At 47.4% G+C, this 15,567-nt stretch carries 13 protein-coding genes and 1 riboswitch; of the genes, 8 read left to right on the top strand and 5 right to left on the bottom strand.

What is annotated here, in order from left to right:
- The first annotated feature begins 74 nt into the window (after positions 1 to 74).
- Positions 75 to 1,763, top strand: coding sequence for an amino acid permease (locus tag LZG94_RS02010; RefSeq protein ID WP_233790308.1), 1,689 nt, complete (start codon positions 75 to 77; stop codon positions 1,761 to 1,763).
- Between the two features lie 2 nt (positions 1,764 to 1,765).
- Here LZG94_RS02010 and LZG94_RS02015 read toward each other — a convergent pair whose 3' ends face one another.
- From LZG94_RS02015 to hxpB, 3 genes are all read right to left on the bottom strand, one after another.
- A complete protein-coding gene (locus LZG94_RS02015; protein WP_233790309.1) occupies positions 1,766 to 2,221 on the bottom strand; it encodes a hypothetical protein in 456 nt (151 codons plus the stop codon).
- Between the two features lie 72 nt (positions 2,222 to 2,293).
- Positions 2,294 to 3,634: a PAS domain-containing sensor histidine kinase gene (locus LZG94_RS02020; protein ID WP_233790310.1), complete on the bottom strand. Its 1,341-nt coding sequence runs from the start codon at positions 3,632 to 3,634 to the stop codon at positions 2,294 to 2,296.
- 27 nt (positions 3,635 to 3,661) lie between these two features.
- Positions 3,662 to 4,336: a hexitol phosphatase HxpB gene (gene hxpB / locus LZG94_RS02025; RefSeq protein WP_215233781.1), complete on the bottom strand. Its 675-nt coding sequence runs from the start codon at positions 4,334 to 4,336 to the stop codon at positions 3,662 to 3,664.
- Between the two features lie 89 nt (positions 4,337 to 4,425).
- A riboswitch (TPP riboswitch) is annotated at positions 4,426 to 4,521 on the top strand.
- Positions 4,522 to 4,616: 95 nt separating this feature from the next.
- On the opposite strand from hxpB, the gene thiM reads away from it, so the two are divergent.
- From thiM to LZG94_RS02060, 7 genes are all read left to right on the top strand, one after another.
- Positions 4,617 to 5,414 (top strand): hydroxyethylthiazole kinase, encoded by a 798-nt coding sequence (gene thiM, locus LZG94_RS02030; RefSeq protein WP_233790311.1) that lies wholly within the window; start codon positions 4,617 to 4,619, stop codon positions 5,412 to 5,414.
- A 17-nt stretch (positions 5,415 to 5,431) separates the two neighbouring features.
- Positions 5,432 to 6,085, top strand: a complete 654-nt coding sequence (gene thiE / locus LZG94_RS02035; RefSeq protein WP_233790312.1) for a thiamine phosphate synthase — start codon at positions 5,432 to 5,434, stop codon at positions 6,083 to 6,085.
- Between the two features lie 43 nt (positions 6,086 to 6,128).
- Positions 6,129 to 6,947, top strand: coding sequence for a bifunctional hydroxymethylpyrimidine kinase/phosphomethylpyrimidine kinase (gene thiD, locus LZG94_RS02040; RefSeq protein WP_233790313.1), 819 nt, complete (start codon positions 6,129 to 6,131; stop codon positions 6,945 to 6,947).
- The gene (locus LZG94_RS02045; RefSeq protein WP_233790314.1) at positions 6,944 to 7,594 is read left to right on the top strand and encodes a TenA family protein; all 651 of its coding nucleotides are present in this window, start codon (positions 6,944 to 6,946) and stop codon (positions 7,592 to 7,594) included. The genes thiD and LZG94_RS02045 overlap by 4 nt, the downstream gene beginning before the upstream one ends.
- Positions 7,595 to 7,731: 137 nt before the next feature.
- On the top strand, positions 7,732 to 10,050 hold the full coding sequence (locus tag LZG94_RS02050; protein ID WP_233790315.1) for a TonB-dependent receptor: 2,319 nt from the start codon (positions 7,732 to 7,734) through the stop codon (positions 10,048 to 10,050).
- A 152-nt stretch (positions 10,051 to 10,202) separates the two neighbouring features.
- The gene (locus LZG94_RS02055; RefSeq protein ID WP_215233775.1) at positions 10,203 to 10,697 is read left to right on the top strand and encodes a pyridoxamine 5'-phosphate oxidase family protein; all 495 of its coding nucleotides are present in this window, start codon (positions 10,203 to 10,205) and stop codon (positions 10,695 to 10,697) included.
- A gap of 84 nt (positions 10,698 to 10,781) precedes the next feature.
- A complete protein-coding gene (locus LZG94_RS02060; protein ID WP_233790316.1) occupies positions 10,782 to 11,696 on the top strand; it encodes an LEA type 2 family protein in 915 nt (304 codons plus the stop codon).
- A 9-nt stretch (positions 11,697 to 11,705) separates the two neighbouring features.
- On the opposite strand, the gene LZG94_RS02065 is transcribed toward LZG94_RS02060, so the two are convergent.
- Complete coding sequence (locus LZG94_RS02065) at positions 11,706 to 13,652, bottom strand: glycoside hydrolase family 127 protein (RefSeq protein WP_233790317.1); 1,947 nt, start codon at positions 13,650 to 13,652, stop codon at positions 11,706 to 11,708.
- Between the two features lie 104 nt (positions 13,653 to 13,756).
- Positions 13,757 to 15,124, bottom strand: a complete 1,368-nt coding sequence (locus LZG94_RS02070) for a sigma-54 dependent transcriptional regulator (RefSeq protein ID WP_233790318.1) — start codon at positions 15,122 to 15,124, stop codon at positions 13,757 to 13,759.
- Between the last annotated feature and the right edge of the window lie 443 nt (positions 15,125 to 15,567).

Below are 15,567 nucleotides of genomic sequence, written 5' to 3' on the forward strand. Positions count from 1 at the left end.
TCGGAGATGCGTTGAGAATATCATTATTTTAGCCAAACTTATCGCATTCCTGCACAAGGTAAATCAGCTCCTTCATGAAACAAAATTCTTCTCTATTTCGTAAAAAAACAGTTGAACAAATTCTGAAAGATGCCAATTCCGGCGAGCACGGCGGACTGGCCAAGATACTCGGTGTGCGGGATCTGGTGTCTCTTGGAATAGCTGCAATTGTCGGAGCGGGAATTTTTAGTACGATCGGGCTGGCGAGTTTCAATGGTGGTCCTGCTGTGTCACTGCTTTTCGTTTTCACCGCGATCGCCTGCGTATTCACTGCCTTATCCTACGCACAGTTTGCGAGTACAGTGCCAGTCTCCGGTAGTGCCTACACGTATGCTTATGTTGCCTTCGGAGAGCTTTTTGCCTGGATCATAGGCTGGGCGCTGATTCTCGAATATGCGGTTTCCAATATGGTCGTCGCGATTTCCTGGTCGGAGTACTTTGTAAGTATGCTCAAAGGTTTCGGGATTACATTACCCGGCTGGCTCACGATCAATCAGGAAACAGCGTCGGAAGCATTTGCCAAAATGCAGTCTATGGGCGTGGCGGAGCTTTCTGCCTACGAAAGATTCGCTGCGAATGCGTATGAAACTGCGCCACGGATCGGAGATTTCGCGATTATGCTCAATCTGCCAGCCGGAATCGTAACCCTGCTGATCACTGCATTGGTATATATAGGTATCCGCGAATCCAGGACAGCGAGTAATATCATGGTGGTTTTAAAGATCGGCGTGGTGTTGTTAGTGATCATCGCGGGAGCATTTTACGTAAAGCCAGAAAACTGGACACCCTTTGCACCCAACGGAGCAAAAGGCGTTTTGAGCGGAGTAGCGGCTGTTTTCTTTGCATTTATAGGTTTTGATTCTATTTCCACAACAGCTGAGGAATGTAAAAATCCGCAGCGGGATATGCCCAAAGCGATGATCTACTGTCTGATCATCTGCACAGTTCTATATGTACTGATCACACTTGTATTGACTGGAATGGTCAATTATACAGAATTGAAAGTAAGTGACCCGCTCGCATTCGTTTTCCAGCAAAATGGCCTGGATTTCATGGCAGGCGTCATTTCTGTAAGTTCTGTAATTGCGATTACCAGTGCATTGCTCGTTTACCAATTGGGGCAGCCGAGGATCTGGATGACGATGAGCCGCGACGGTTTGCTGTGGAAACGTTTTTCAAAAATCCACCCCAAATACCAGACTCCCTCTTTTGCTACCATCGTCACAGGCTTTGTGGTAGGTATTCCCGCATTGTTTTTCAAGATGGATTTCTTCGTCGATCTGACTAGCGTAGGTACCTTCTTTGCATTCATCCTGGTGTGCGCTGGTGTACTTTACCTGGATCACAAAGGGATTTCCGCACAGTCCAAATTCCGCGTTCCTTATCTGAATGGAAAGTATCTGGTCGGGATATTGCTAGTTGTTGCGATTATTGGTCTGTCCATATACGGTCAGGAAGTAGTGGCTGAATGGGCTGCATTGTCTGCTGCCGAAATAGTGGAGCACAAGCTGCTTACCATTATTTTCTGGATCACCTGGGCGGTACTGTCAGTGATGAGTTTCAAATACAACTTCTCGATATTACCGGTGGCCGGGATATTGACAAACCTCTACCTGATGACGGAACTGGGCTCTTCCAACTGGCTGATCTTCGCGATCTGGCTGGCGATCGGGTTGGTAATCTATTTCAGCTACGGGTACAAAAGGAGCAAGCTGGCGCAGTAATCTTATAGTTTTTCAACCGAAAGCATAATCCGGCGATCTTCTTTTTTGAGAATATCCGTGGATTTCCGGGCCGGCGTCAGGGACGAAAGTACGAATCTGTATTGCTGTCCGGCAAAGGACTTGAGCACAGTGTCACCCACCATGCGGGGCGCCTCGGTCGAATCTTTGCGGACAAAGCCACATGTTCCCAGGCACATTTCGACGTGTTCGGTAATCCCGCCTTCCGTTGTTACACTCGATAATAGCAAATCGACCAAAGCATAACCTCCCCAGATACAGTTGACATCTTCCGGGCAAAGGCCGTCTGAGAAATCGAAGAAAGTAAGGGTGGCTCTTGGCACATCGTTGATTTCGATCGTTTCCTTGTAGGCAATGCCATTTTCCTTTTTATCAACCGAATTGTTCTTGCAGGAAAAAATGCAGCATATTCCCGAAATGACCAGTAGCAGCTTTTTCATAAGATCTGTTTAATTTCTTTGAAAGACCTGCAAAGGCTGGAAAAGGTTGGAAGTGAATTTTAGTAATATCAACTAAAAAACCAGGGTGAAAGTAGTGCCTTTCCCAACTTCCGAAACCACATTGAGCTGGCCGTTATGCTGTTGTAAAATCTGGCGCGAAAGGCTTAATCCAATACCTGAACCCGTTTTTTTAGTAGTGTAAAATGGGATGAAAATATTCTCAATCGCCTCCGGTTCAATACCGTCTCCATTGTCTGCAACCTCTATCATCACTACATTGTCAGTTTGATAGGCTGATAGCGTAATGAGTCGCTCGGTTTGCGTGGAAAACGATTCGGCGGCATTTTTAACAAGATTGATCAATACCTGCTGGATCTGGCTCGCGTCGGATTTCACGATCAGGTTTTCCGGTTTTACGGACAATTTCCAAAGCACGCCCGACCTGTTCAGATCGGTTTGCAGCAGCTGTAATACTTCCTGTAAAAGCTCGGCTACGTGATTATTTGCTATAACCGGCTTGGGTAATGTGGTAAAATCGCGGTACGCATTCACAAATTGCATCATACCCTTGCTCCTTTTTTCGAGGGTCGATAATGCCTCTTTCAAGTCATTTACAGCCTCCTGATCCGTCGTGGATTTTTCGATATCCTCATTCACGATCAGCCGCATGGTACCTACCAGCGAAACGATCGGCGTCATAGAATTCATGATCTCATGACGCAAAACGCGCGTCAGGTTTTGCCACGATTCCACTTCCTGCTGCTGTAATTCTGTTTGAATATTTTGTAAAACCACAATCCTCACCCACATCCCCCGCAGCTGGATCGCGGCGCCCTGCAATGCAAGCGGCTGGTCGGAAGGTGTGCGGTACAGCTCGCGCACGCCGCTGTTGAGATTCGAAAGCAGCTCGTAAAGTCTTGGGTGCTTGTCTTTTAGCTCGATCAGCTGGTGCAGCCTGTAAATACCCAGCATACGCAAAGCCGCATTATTGATCAGGTTCACCTGCCCGGTACTATCGAACGTGATCAGCCCGGTACCAATATGCTGAACGATGGTATTCAGGTATTGCAGATTCGCCTCTTTCTCCGCCCGCGCCTGCCTGAATGCATGCAAAACTTCATTGAACTGCTGGTTCAATTCCTTGAAAGTCCGGCCCATTTTATTGTCCGAGCGGAAATTGATCGTGAAATCAGAGTACCGGACGGATTCAAGAAAGTAGGTCAGTTTGCGGTTTACATTCGTCACATACTGGTACAGCAGCGACGCCTGCACAAAAATGAATATCGTCCCGAGCACATACACGAGCATTTCGTTGGTATGCCTGGCAGCCAGCCACGCCAATGCGATCACACTTAGGATAATCACAGCTATCCTGATCATGATCATAATACTGAAATGCCGGAGTCCGATCATGGGAGGGTGACGAAGATTAGGAGAGGATTAATTTTCGAGGATATTCTGAGGTACCCCCGACATTTCGCTCAATATATATTTTTCCAGCGAACTGATCTTGTAATGCGCCATATCAAATTTCGGATCTTTGAAAACTTCCGCCGCAGGTACCGATATTGTCACCATTCCCGCTGCGTGCGCCGACCGTAACCCGGCGTGGGAATCTTCAAATGCAATGCATTCTTCCGGTTTCACGCCCAGCTTTTTGGCGGTTGTCAGATACACCGCCGGGTGCGGCTTGGTGAATTCTTCCAGTTCGCCCGAATGCCAGGTATCAAAATATTCAGTGATATTTAACCGTTCTAAAACCCCTTCGATCAGCTCCATGTGCGACGCCGAAGCTACTGCGAGTTTCAAACCTTCGGCTTTCAGCGTTTTCAGTATTTCAATTGCGCCGGGCATAGCAGTTGCGTTGTTCAGGATCAGCTTATGCGCTTTTTCAAGGATCTCTTTTTCCAGCTGTTCAAAACTTGGGGTGTTCCAGGGCTGGATCTGGTGACAAAAATCGAGGAACAGCTTGATAGACAAGCCCGTTGTTTGCAGTTTCAGTTCCTCTGTCAGTTTAAAATTCACTTTTTGCATTACTTCGTTCGCCGCCTGGTGCCACATTGGCTCGGAGTCGATAAGTAATCCGTCCATATCAAATATTGCTGCCTTGATCATTATATGTTGTCCGTAAATAGAAATCTACGCTTTTTGATTAAATGAAATGTTTTTTAATAACTCCTTAAAACTACTACTTTCGCAAATAAGAATGGCTTTGGGGGTGTCCGAAATGCGGACTGAGATTCATACCCTTTGAACCTGACACAGTTGATACTGTTGGAGGAAAAAGCGTGCCGGGAATGTACTACCCGTTCTTTTACTCAATTGCAAAACCAGAAATCAGCCGCCAAAAGCGCCTTGGTTTGTCCGTTCCATCAGTCCGATTAAAAAAATTGATATGGATTTTCATTTAGAACAAAATCTTTCAAACCTTAGGAATACTGTCCCGCTGGTGCATAATATCACCAATTTCGTGGTGATGAACTATACAGCGAATGCTTTGCTGGCCGCAGGAGCTTCGCCGGTAATGGCGCATGCGGTGGAAGAAGTAGAGGAAATGGTGTCGATCGCAGGTGCTTTGGTAGTGAATATAGGAACACTTTCTGCCCCCTGGGTAGCGGGAATGAAGGCGGCGATCGTAGCGGCAGCGCAACTTGGCAAGCCTATTGTCCTCGACCCGGTAGGCGCAGGCGCAACATCTTACCGTAACGAAACGCTGACCGAGCTGCTCGATGTGGCTTCCCCGACGATTATCCGGGGAAATGCGTCCGAAATTCTGGCGCTGGCCGGGGCTAGCGTACAAACGAAAGGCGTGGATAGTACCGCAGCGTCAGATCTGAGCCTCGAAGCTGCCTGGGCGCTGAGCAAGAAATTTGATTGTGTAGTGAGCGTAAGCGGGGCTATTGACGTGATTGTGAGAGGAAATCAAACCGCTTTTGTTTCAAATGGCGTGGCGTTAATGACCAAGGTAACCGGAATGGGCTGCACAGCCACAGCCATTGCCGGCGCGTTTGCAGCAAATGTGGCAGATCCTTTCGAAGCGGCAGTATCGGCAGCGGTGATGATGGGCGTTTGCGGCGAACTGGCTTACCGGAATGCAAAATCTCCCGGCTCTTTCCAGATTGCATTTCTCGATTGCCTGTCCGAAATTACGCCGGCGCACCTGGCAGAACTGGCCAAAATCAGAATATCCTGAAACATTACGATTAGAATATGACAACTCCCGATACGAATATTCAGCTCTACCTCGTAACCAACGAAGCCGCCTGTCTGGGCCGCGACTTGCTCTGGGTGGTTGAAGAAGCAGTGCAGGGAGGTGTTACCATGGTGCAGCTGCGTGAAAAAACGCTTGGTACCCGCGCATTTATAGAAAGAGCCAGGCGACTGAAAGATATCCTGCTGCCTTATCAGGTACCATTGATCATCAACGATCGGGTGGATGTGGCACTGGCGGCAGATGCCGACGGCGTGCATGTGGGACAAAGCGATCTGCCTTTTGAGATATTGAACAAAATGCTGCCGCCGGAGAAAATTATAGGTATTTCGGTTGAAAATGAGCGGGATGTGCTCGAAGCAGAGCAGTGGGACATTTCCTATCTGGGCGTAAGTCCGCTGTTTGAAACTCCCACTAAAACAGATACAAAAGCGCCGTGGGGCCTGGAAGGATTGCGCAGGATAAGCGAGCAAAGTAAACATCAGCTGATCGCAATAGGAGGTATAAATCTGACCAATGCAGGATCAGTGATGCAATATGGCGCGAGCGGGATTGCGGTAGTATCTGCCATTTGCAGCGCCACATCCCCCTACGAAGCCGCTTTCCGCCTGAAATCCATGCTTCAATCCCAGGCTATCAGTGACAACACCTGACAATAAATGACGACTTCTGACCACCCTGACCACTCCAAACACCATGACCCGATATCCAACCGTTCTTACCATCGCAGGCTCCGATAGCGGAGGAGGCGCCGGCATTCAGGCCGATTTGAAGACGATCGCTGCCTTGGGCGCTTACGGGGCTTCGGCCATTACGGCACTTACTGCTCAGAATACGCTGGGCGTGAGTGCAATACATGCAATACCGCCTGCTTTCCTGAAAGCGCAGCTGGAAGCGGTATTCGAAGATATTACCGTGGATGCGGTTAAGATCGGAATGGTTAATACCATTGAAGTGGCGCTTGTGATCTCGGAAATTATTGAAAAGTATAAGCCCGGCTTCGTCGTTTTCGATCCGGTAATGGTTTCTACGAGCGGTTCCCGGCTGATTCAGGAAGAAACAGTTGCTGTTCTATGGGAGGCGCTTTTTTCAAAAGTTAATTTAATAACCCCCAATCTCGACGAGGCGCAGATACTGATCTCGAAACAGATCGAAACGGTGGAAGCCATGAAAGCTGCGGCCGAAGAAATGGTCCGCCGGGGTTGTAATGCGGTTTTGTTAAAAGGCGGACACCTGGTAGGGCCGGTGTTGTCCGATATCTTTGCGCAAAAAAATGAAGATACGCTGATCTTCGAAAGTGAATATATCGAGAGTCCGAACGTGCACGGGACCGGCTGCACATTATCCTCGGCGATCGCATCATTTATTGCAACCGGCTATTCCCTGCCTGAGGCGATCATTTTTTCAAAAGAATACATTTCAGGCGCTATTGAAGCCGGAAAGAATATCACCACAGGAAATGGGCCCGGGCCGCTGAACCATTCATTTTCCCCAGTTCCAATGCAAACAATATGACCAAGTTCACCGACCAGCTCTGGGAGCAGGCACTGCCCATTTACGAAAAAATAAAGCAACACCCTTTTAACCAGGAGCTTAAAGAAGCTACCCTGCCGCTCGAAAAATTCAAATACTATATTTACCAGGATTCACTTTACCTCGCCGACTTTGCCCGCGCACTCGCAATGACCGGGACTAAGGCGGGGAATAGCCACGAACTGCTTGATTTTCTGGAATTTGCTCAAAATGCGATCCTGGTAGAAAGAGCTTTGCATTTGGGTTATTTTAAAGAATATGCGATTGAATTTGATTCGGGAAAGGGTTTAGGCTGTTTCGCATATACCAATTATCTGCTCGCTACGAGCGCATTCGAATCCTATGAAGTTTCAGTAGCCGCACTGCTTCCCTGCTTTTGGATCTACAAACAAGTCGGCGATTACATTTACGCCAATCAAACTACCCCCAATCCTTACCAAAACTGGATAAACGCCTACGCCGGTGAAGATTTCGCCCGCTCGGTACAAAAAGCCCTCGATATCTGCGACCAGTTAGCAGCTTCCGCATCCGAACAAACCCGAAATAAAATGACCGAAGCATACGTAAAAGCAACGGAAATGGAGTATTTGTTCTGGGAAGGAGCATATGAGGGGGCTGTTGGTTTTTAGCTTTTAGCTTTTAGCTGTTAGCCGTTAGCTAATAGCCAATAACCAAAACCTCCTTCCTCCTTCCTCCCTTTCCCCCTTCCTCCCAAAAAAAATTAGGGTAACCCTCAGCTAAGTTGTCAATATCGAAACAACTAGCTATGAAAAATTTATTCTTCACTTTCATTGCCGCCGCGTTGGGCGTTGCGGCTTTTGGTCAACAGCCGACGCAAACTGTAAAAGGTCGGGTAGTGGACACCGAATCACAGCAGCCGGTGATCGGCGCGAATGTAATTATTACTTCTCTCAACCCTATTCTGGGCGGAGTCACCGATACGGAAGGATATTTCCGGATTCCGCAGGTGCCTGTCGGCCGGCATGCAATCAAAATTACTTCCATTGGGTACGACGATGCGTTTCTTCAGGAAATATCGGTAGGCTCGGGTAAAGAGGTGGAACTGAATCTCAAACTGACCGAATCTTTCAGGGCTTTGGACGAAGTGGTGGTGAAAGCGCAAAAAGAAACGGGCGCGCCGCTAAACGATATGGTAAGCGTCAGCGGGCGGTCGTTTACTGTGGATCAGACCAAACGTTTTGCGGCTGCGGTCAACGATCCGGCGCGGATGGCGCTTTCGTTTGCGGGTGTTGCTACTAATGATGATGGTGGTAATCAGATCATTATCCGCGGAAATAGTCCCAAAGGCTTATTGTGGAGAATGGAAGGTGTCGAAATTCCGAACCCCAACCACTTTGCCGCCGAAGGCTCAACTGGCGGGGGCATCAGTGCATTGAGTGCGAATGTGCTCGGCAACTCGGATTTTCTGACCGGCGCATTTCCGGCCGAATATGGCAATGCTACCTCCGGTGTTTTTGATTTGAAACTCAGAAAGGGAAATAATGAAAAACGCGAATATGCATTGCAGGCGGGCGTTTTAGGACTTGATTTCGCTGCCGAGGGGCCGATCGGAGCCAAAGGCGGCGCTTCTTACCTGGCGAATTACAGGTATTCAACTTTGTCAATTTTAAGCAAGATCGGCGTGCAGGTAAGCGGCGACGCGGTGAATGATTTCCAGGATGGTGCATTCAAAGTGTATTTGCCTTATGACGAAAAAGCGGTCGTGTCGGTTTGGGGAATGGGAGGGATCAGTACTACTACGATCAACAATGCGGATACCAAGGAGAAATTCACTTCCAACAGAAGTATCGTGGGCGTAAACTACCTGCGTTACCTCAGCAATAAAGCGTACATGGAAACGATCGTTTCTTACGCGGCGACCAGCCAAAGCGGGGATTTTGTGGATAAAGAAGATGGTACGGCATTTCAGCAAAACTTCATCAACCAGACTTTACGCCTATCCTCCCTGCTTAATTATAAACTGAATGCGCGGAATACGATCCGGGTAGGGGCTATTATTAATCACCTCGATTTCAATCTTTTCGATCAGGATAACGAAGCAGGTTCCTGGGTTAAGAATGTGGATCAGCAGGGAAATACGCAGCTTTTTCAGGCTTACGCACAACTGAAATCACGCCTGTCGCCCGATGTGACCATGAATGTAGGTTTGCATGCGATGCTTTTGGGATTGAATAACCAGCATTCCATTGAGCCGCGTGTTGGTTTAAAATGGGCGGTTGCGCCGAGGTCGACAGTTAGTTTCGGTGCCGGACTGCATAGTAAGACCGAATCTATCTCAACCTATTTTACCCAAATAAAGACCAGCGATGGTAAAGATGAGCTGATCAATAAAAACCTGAAACTGATGAAATCCGCGCATTTGGTAGCAGGATACGAATTCCGGCCGTCGGCTAGCTGGCGGATATTGGCGGAGACTTACTATCAGCATCACTATCATATCCCGATCGGTCCGGCGAATACGACTACCCCATTTCTTTTGCACAATTCGCTGATGAACGAAATCTCCGGATTTGTGAGCGATTCGCTTGTAAGCCAGGGAACGGGCCGGAGCTATGGTTTGGAATTGACAATCGAGAAATCGCTGACCGCGGGCATTTACCTGATGAGCACTACTTCCTTATATCAATCCAAATACACGGGTCGCGACGGGGTGGAACGGGATAGCCGGTTCAATGGTAAGTTTGTGCAGAATTTTCTGGCGGGAAAAGAATGGCGCGTCGGGAAAAATAAGACGAATATTTTTGCGGCGAATATTAAGTTGCTGGCGGCAGGAGGGAATATGTCCACGCCGGTGGATCTGGAAAAATCGCGCGAAAAAGGAAGGACTGAACGTGATTGGTCTAAAAGTTACTCGGAGCAGCTGCCGCATTACTTTCGGGGAGATTTGCGTGTGAGCTACACCAGAAATAAAAAACGCACCGCATCCACGATCTCGCTCGACCTGCAAAACGCGACCAACCGGCTGAATGCATTTGATAAGTATTATGATAAAAAAACAGATCGGATAAAATTGATCACACAAACGGGACTGATACCGGTATTGAATTACCGGCTCGAATTCTAACATGAATTCGCATCCGCGGAATTAAAATGGGAGCCGGAAGTCAGCCAGGATCTGGCCCGCTTTTGAAGCAATATTCGTTTTTCGGATTGGGATGGAATGGTTGTTTTAGCAGTCTTGAAATAGTTGATTTGAAATACAAACTAACGACAATCATGGAAAAGGACTTTGAAAATAAGGATGCGATAAAAAAACTGAAATCGCTGGCTGAAGACATTCGTTTTTGTATGTATACCACTTACAAAAACGGTCGGATCGAATCGCGACCGATGACCACACAACAGATTGATGATGAGGGAAATGTCTGGTTTTTTGCCAGCCGTAACACCGAGCCGGCTTCCAACAATGGAGAAACGGTTACTTTGATTTATTCTGAGCCCAAGAACAACACTTACCTGAGTATTTCCGGAAATGCGGAGCAGGTGAATGATGAGGCGAAAAAAGAAGAACTATGGAGTGTAATGTCCAAAGCCTGGTATCCCGAAGGAAAAGATGATCCCAATCTGGTGATGATCCGGGTCGTAACCGAGGATGCAGCTTACTGGGATGCCACTTCTTCGCAAATGGTCGTTTTCTTCTCGATGATAAAAGCCGCCCTGACCGGTACGACACCCGACGGAGGTGACCACGGAAAGCTGAATCTTTCTTAGGATCAATCACTTATAATAGTAATAAAAGTGGTGACTCGCATTGGCGGGCCGCCACTTTTTGTACTTTGAAATCTAATCCGCTCTATGAAAAATCGTAAACCGCTCATTATTCTCGTCGTTGTTATCGTACTTATTGTTGCTGGTTGGATCGGGTGGAAAGCTTACAGAAAAGACAATGCAAATCCAGTTTCGGGTCTGAAACCACGCGTTGAAATGGGTATCGGGCATATTTCCAATATCACTGACAGTACGATCGATCTTTCCCTGAAATTACTGGTTCACAACCCACTGCCGGTTGAGCTCGGTATCAAGCGCTTCGATTATTTTGTTCAAATGAATGGCGTTACTATTGTGGAGGATGAATATGCGAAACCGCTGCTGATCAAGTCGCGGGATAGTACGGTGGTAAGCATGCCGGCGCAGCTGAAAATCAAGAAATTAAAAGCAGAAGGAGACTCAGAAGCAAAGCAGGGCGAAGACAGTGCCGACTACCATTTCGAAGGTCGTTTTACACTGAATAAACCTTTTTTGGGTAAAGATACAGTTACCCTCGATATGGATAAAAGGCTTCCATTATACAGGCTGCCGAAGGTGGAAATAGTGGATTTCGACCTCACGAAGTTCCGTTTAGGTAAATCCGAAGTAATGTTGCAGTTGAAATTTTCGAACCAAAATCCTTTCCCGGTTCAGTTCGAAGATCCATCTTACGTGGTCAGTCTCGGCACGCAGGAGCGGCTCGCAGAAGGCAGCGTGAAAGGTACCACGAAGGTGAAGGGGAAAAGCAGCGAAATATATCAGATCCCGCTCACCGTGGAAATGGGTAAGCTGCTGAAAGCTGCCGGACAGGTAGTTACGAAAGGAAAGTCGATTCCATTTACTTTATATTTCAAAACTAAACTGGTGTCCGACAATGACATTTTCAAGAAAAGTGATGTCAATGTCATTGTCGCTGGAGAGCTGAAAGATCTCGACACCGTGAAGAAGAACCTGGCGAAGTAAATGCAATATTTACTTCGCTGCGGTGAACCAGACCGTCATTTCGTTCGCGCCGCGGTTTGCCCAGGCGTAATAGGGGATGAGGGTGAGGTTATCCTGTGATTTCAATACATTAATACCTCCCAACAAATCCTTCCTGAATTCGGGTGTAAAGGTTTGATCCGGTGCAATAGCGATCGATAATGCTTTTCCTTTGTTGTCGTGACCTTCCGCGCAATATAAAACCGGCCCGCGCTCAATCGCTACTTTTCCCTGATTGGTCTTGATGTTTTTGCTTGAAATAACCTGACGCACAGGCATATCCAGGTTAACCTCAATTACATCACCCTTTTTCCAGTTACGTTCAATGCGAACGTAGCCTTTATCAACAATCGATTCGATTTTCTTGCCATTTACCAGCAAGGTAACCGGCTTTGGCTGACCAGCAGTGTAGGTATACAGATCCCCGGGAATCGCCTGTCCGGTCGCCCAGCCAGGGATTCTTACAGAAATTGGAAAGGTGCCCGTTTTTTCAGGACTTACCGATATTTTCACTTTGCCTTCCCAGGGATAGTTGGTTTCCTGAGTTAGTTTTATTGCATTGCCATTTACATTCAGCGTCGCTTCATTTCCTGTAAATAAATTGACAAACAGCTCCTTATCTTTTACCGCATAAATATATCCCGGCATTGAAGGAAGGAATCGTGATACATTGCTTGGGCAGCAGGCAGTACCAAACCACGAACTCCGCACAGCGCCGGTTCCTTTTCCGAAGTCATTTTTTCCATCGGAAGCCATTGGATTTACGTAAAAGAATTCATTCCCTTTTACCGACATTCCGCCTAAAAAACCATTGTACAATACCCGCTCAAAAACGTCCAGATATTTGCTCTCTCCTGTATTCAGGTACATTTTGTGGTTCCAAAGCATATTGGCAATTGCCGCGCAGGTTTCCTGGTACGCATTGTCGTTGGGCAATACATAAGCTTTGTCAAATGCCTCTCCATCCTCCCGCGCACCTACTCCGCCTGTAATATATTGCTTTTTGTAAGTAGCGTCCTGCCAGATCGAATCGAGTGCAGTCTGGTATTTTGCATCGTTTTCTACCATCAACATATCTGTGACCGCGGCATACAGGTACTGTGCGCGCACCGCGTGACCTACTGCTTCGCGCTGTCTCACAAATGGAACCTGATCCTGGAAATAGGCTGGTCCGAGTTTGTGCTCGTCAAGAAACAATGTCCGCTTGTCGGAGCGGCCGCGCATCGCGATGAAGAATTTCGAAAGTTCGAGGTACTCCTTTTTTCCGGTCGCGTGGTAAAGGCGGATCAATGCAGTTTCGGTTTCCTCGTGGCCGGGCACTACTACTAATTGTCCAGGTTTTGGCCCAATGGTTTTGACGAGGTGATCCGCGTTTTCGATAGCTATATTCAATAAATTTTTCTTTCCTGTGGCCTGGTAGTGTGCAACAGCCGCTTCATAAAGGTGCCCCACATTGTAGAGCTCGTGGCTTCCGTTTTCGAAAGAATAGCGGTAGGGCCCCGCGATCCAGTCGTAGGAACCGGTGGTGTCTTTGTTGATCGTTCGGATTGTATATAAATAACCGTCGGGCTCCTGGGCTGCGGCGAACAGGGTGATCAGGCTGTCAACATATTTGTCCAGTTTGGGATCAGGGTGATTTTGTAATACGTAAGATGCGCCTTCCACGATTTTGAAAACGTCCGAATCATCAAAGCGGGCGCCCCTGAATTTCCCTTCTTTCAACCCACCTGCAACAGCGAAATTGTCGAACCGGCCCGATTCCTCGCATTGATGCAATGCGTGGGGCAGGGTTACGGTACGGGCGGTTTCAACTCTGTCGTGCCAGAAACCTGTGGTCGTTTTGACGTTCTTTAAAGGAACCGGCGTCATTTTTCCGGTCTGTGCAAATGTGGATATAGAATAAATGGATAGGAGAAAAATCGTAAGGTATTTTGTCATTTTTATGCTTATTGAAGGTAAATCTTCTTTTTGTCTTAAATAAATATACCAGCCCGGGCTGCGGACTGGTACAGGTCATTGTCACGAATTACTTTATTTGTAGCCTACAAACCGTATTTTTCCATTCTTCTGTACAATGCGGCGCGGCTCAGTCCGAGCTCGCGGGCAGCATCGGTAATATTGCCGTTAAACCGCTTCATCGCTTTCAAAATCATCGTTTTTTCCATGTCTTCCAGATCGAAGCCAGTGGCGGTTGTAGGTTGTCCGGCAGAACTTTTCAGGAAAAGATCGTCAGGTTGCAGGGTTTTTTCTTGAGATAAGATGACAGCGCGTTCTACCGCGTGCTGTAATTCCCGGATATTGCCTGGCCAATTGTACTGCTGCATTTTCTTGATCAATGCGCTGCTGATGTCGTTGACCGGCCGGTTGTATTTTTTTGAATATTGTTTGAGATAATAGTCTGCAAGTGCGCTGATATCCTCGGGCCGCTCGCGCAGTGGCGGCAGATCGAGCTCGATGGTATTGATCCTGTAAAGCAGATCCTGGCGGAATGTTTTCTCGGCCACCATTTTTTCGATATTCATATTGGTAGCACAAACGAGCCGCACGTCCAGCGCGATAGGTTTGTTGGAGCCCACGCGCGTTACCCGGCGTTCCTGAATTACTGTCAGCAGTTTCGCCTGCAATGCCAGCGTCAGATTCCCGATCTCGTCGAGAAATATGGTACCTCCTTTTGCTTCCTCAAACCTGCCCGCGCGGTCTTCCTTTGCGTCCGTGAATGCGCCTTTTACGTGTCCGAAAAGTTCGCTTTCGAAAAGTGATTCGCTCAATGCGCCCAGGTCTACCACTACAAAAGGTTTGTCGGCGCGTTTGGAATGCTGGTGAATATGTTTGGCTAACTGCGTTTTACCCGTTCCATTCTCTCCCAAAATCAGCACATTAGCATCGGTACCTGCCACTCTTTCGGAGGTTACCAGCAGCTGGCGCATGATCTCGCTCGTCGCGACGATGGTATCTCCCGAAGTTTTCGCTTTTTTAGGATCTTCTTTCGCTTTTTCCTCCTGAATTACCGCCGGTTTATCTTTCCCGCTTTCCAGTGCAACAGCGATCGTCGCAAGCAGTTTATCGTTTTCCCAGGGTTTGAGTACAAAATCGATAGCCCCGGATTTGATCGCGCGGATCGCCATTTCAATATCTCCATAAGCTGTGATCATGATCACTTTGGCCGCAGGATTAATGTCAAGAATACGGTCCAGCCAGTGAAAACCTTCTCTTCCGCTGTTTACGTCGCGCGTGAAGTTCATATCCAGCAGGATCAGGTTGTAATCGCCGTTGGTTACGAGAAAAGGTAATTTTTGCGGATTTTTTTCGATGTCGACGGCTTTCGCGTGGCGTTTGAGCAGGAGCTTTGCGGCGCTCAATACATCCACATCATCATCTATGATCAAGATTTTAGCTTCGGAGAGTTGCATGATTATTGGGAATTGGCATTTCCGTCGACTGAAGTCGACGGGTATTGATGTTTTGGACTTGACCTTCGACTGAAGTCGACGGGTATTGATTGTTTGACTTGCACTTGACGAAGTCAAGCAGCTCTAATCCATTGCAGTCGACTTCAGTCGACTGATCTTGAATGATTGGAAAGATAGCGGATACAATTTAAAAATTCATTTTCTAAGCCGCCAAAAACTCAGTATTTTCCCCAAAAGCGATGAAAAAATGGCTTGTCCGCCGCCGAACAGAAATGTCCGATAACGAACATTGAAAGCTTATTCTTAATATGTAAGGCGTTTGGTAATCAGTACTTTATAGGCAGAAATCTTCTTTGGCATAGGGATTGGATAATCAGAGGAAACTATAAAGGCGAATTTTTCAAAAGCACATATAATGGAAGTCAGGACACCTAACTCAACAA

It is taken from the genome of Dyadobacter sp. CY343 (assembly GCF_021390335.1).
Classification (GTDB): Bacteria; Bacteroidota; Bacteroidia; order Cytophagales; family Spirosomataceae; genus Dyadobacter.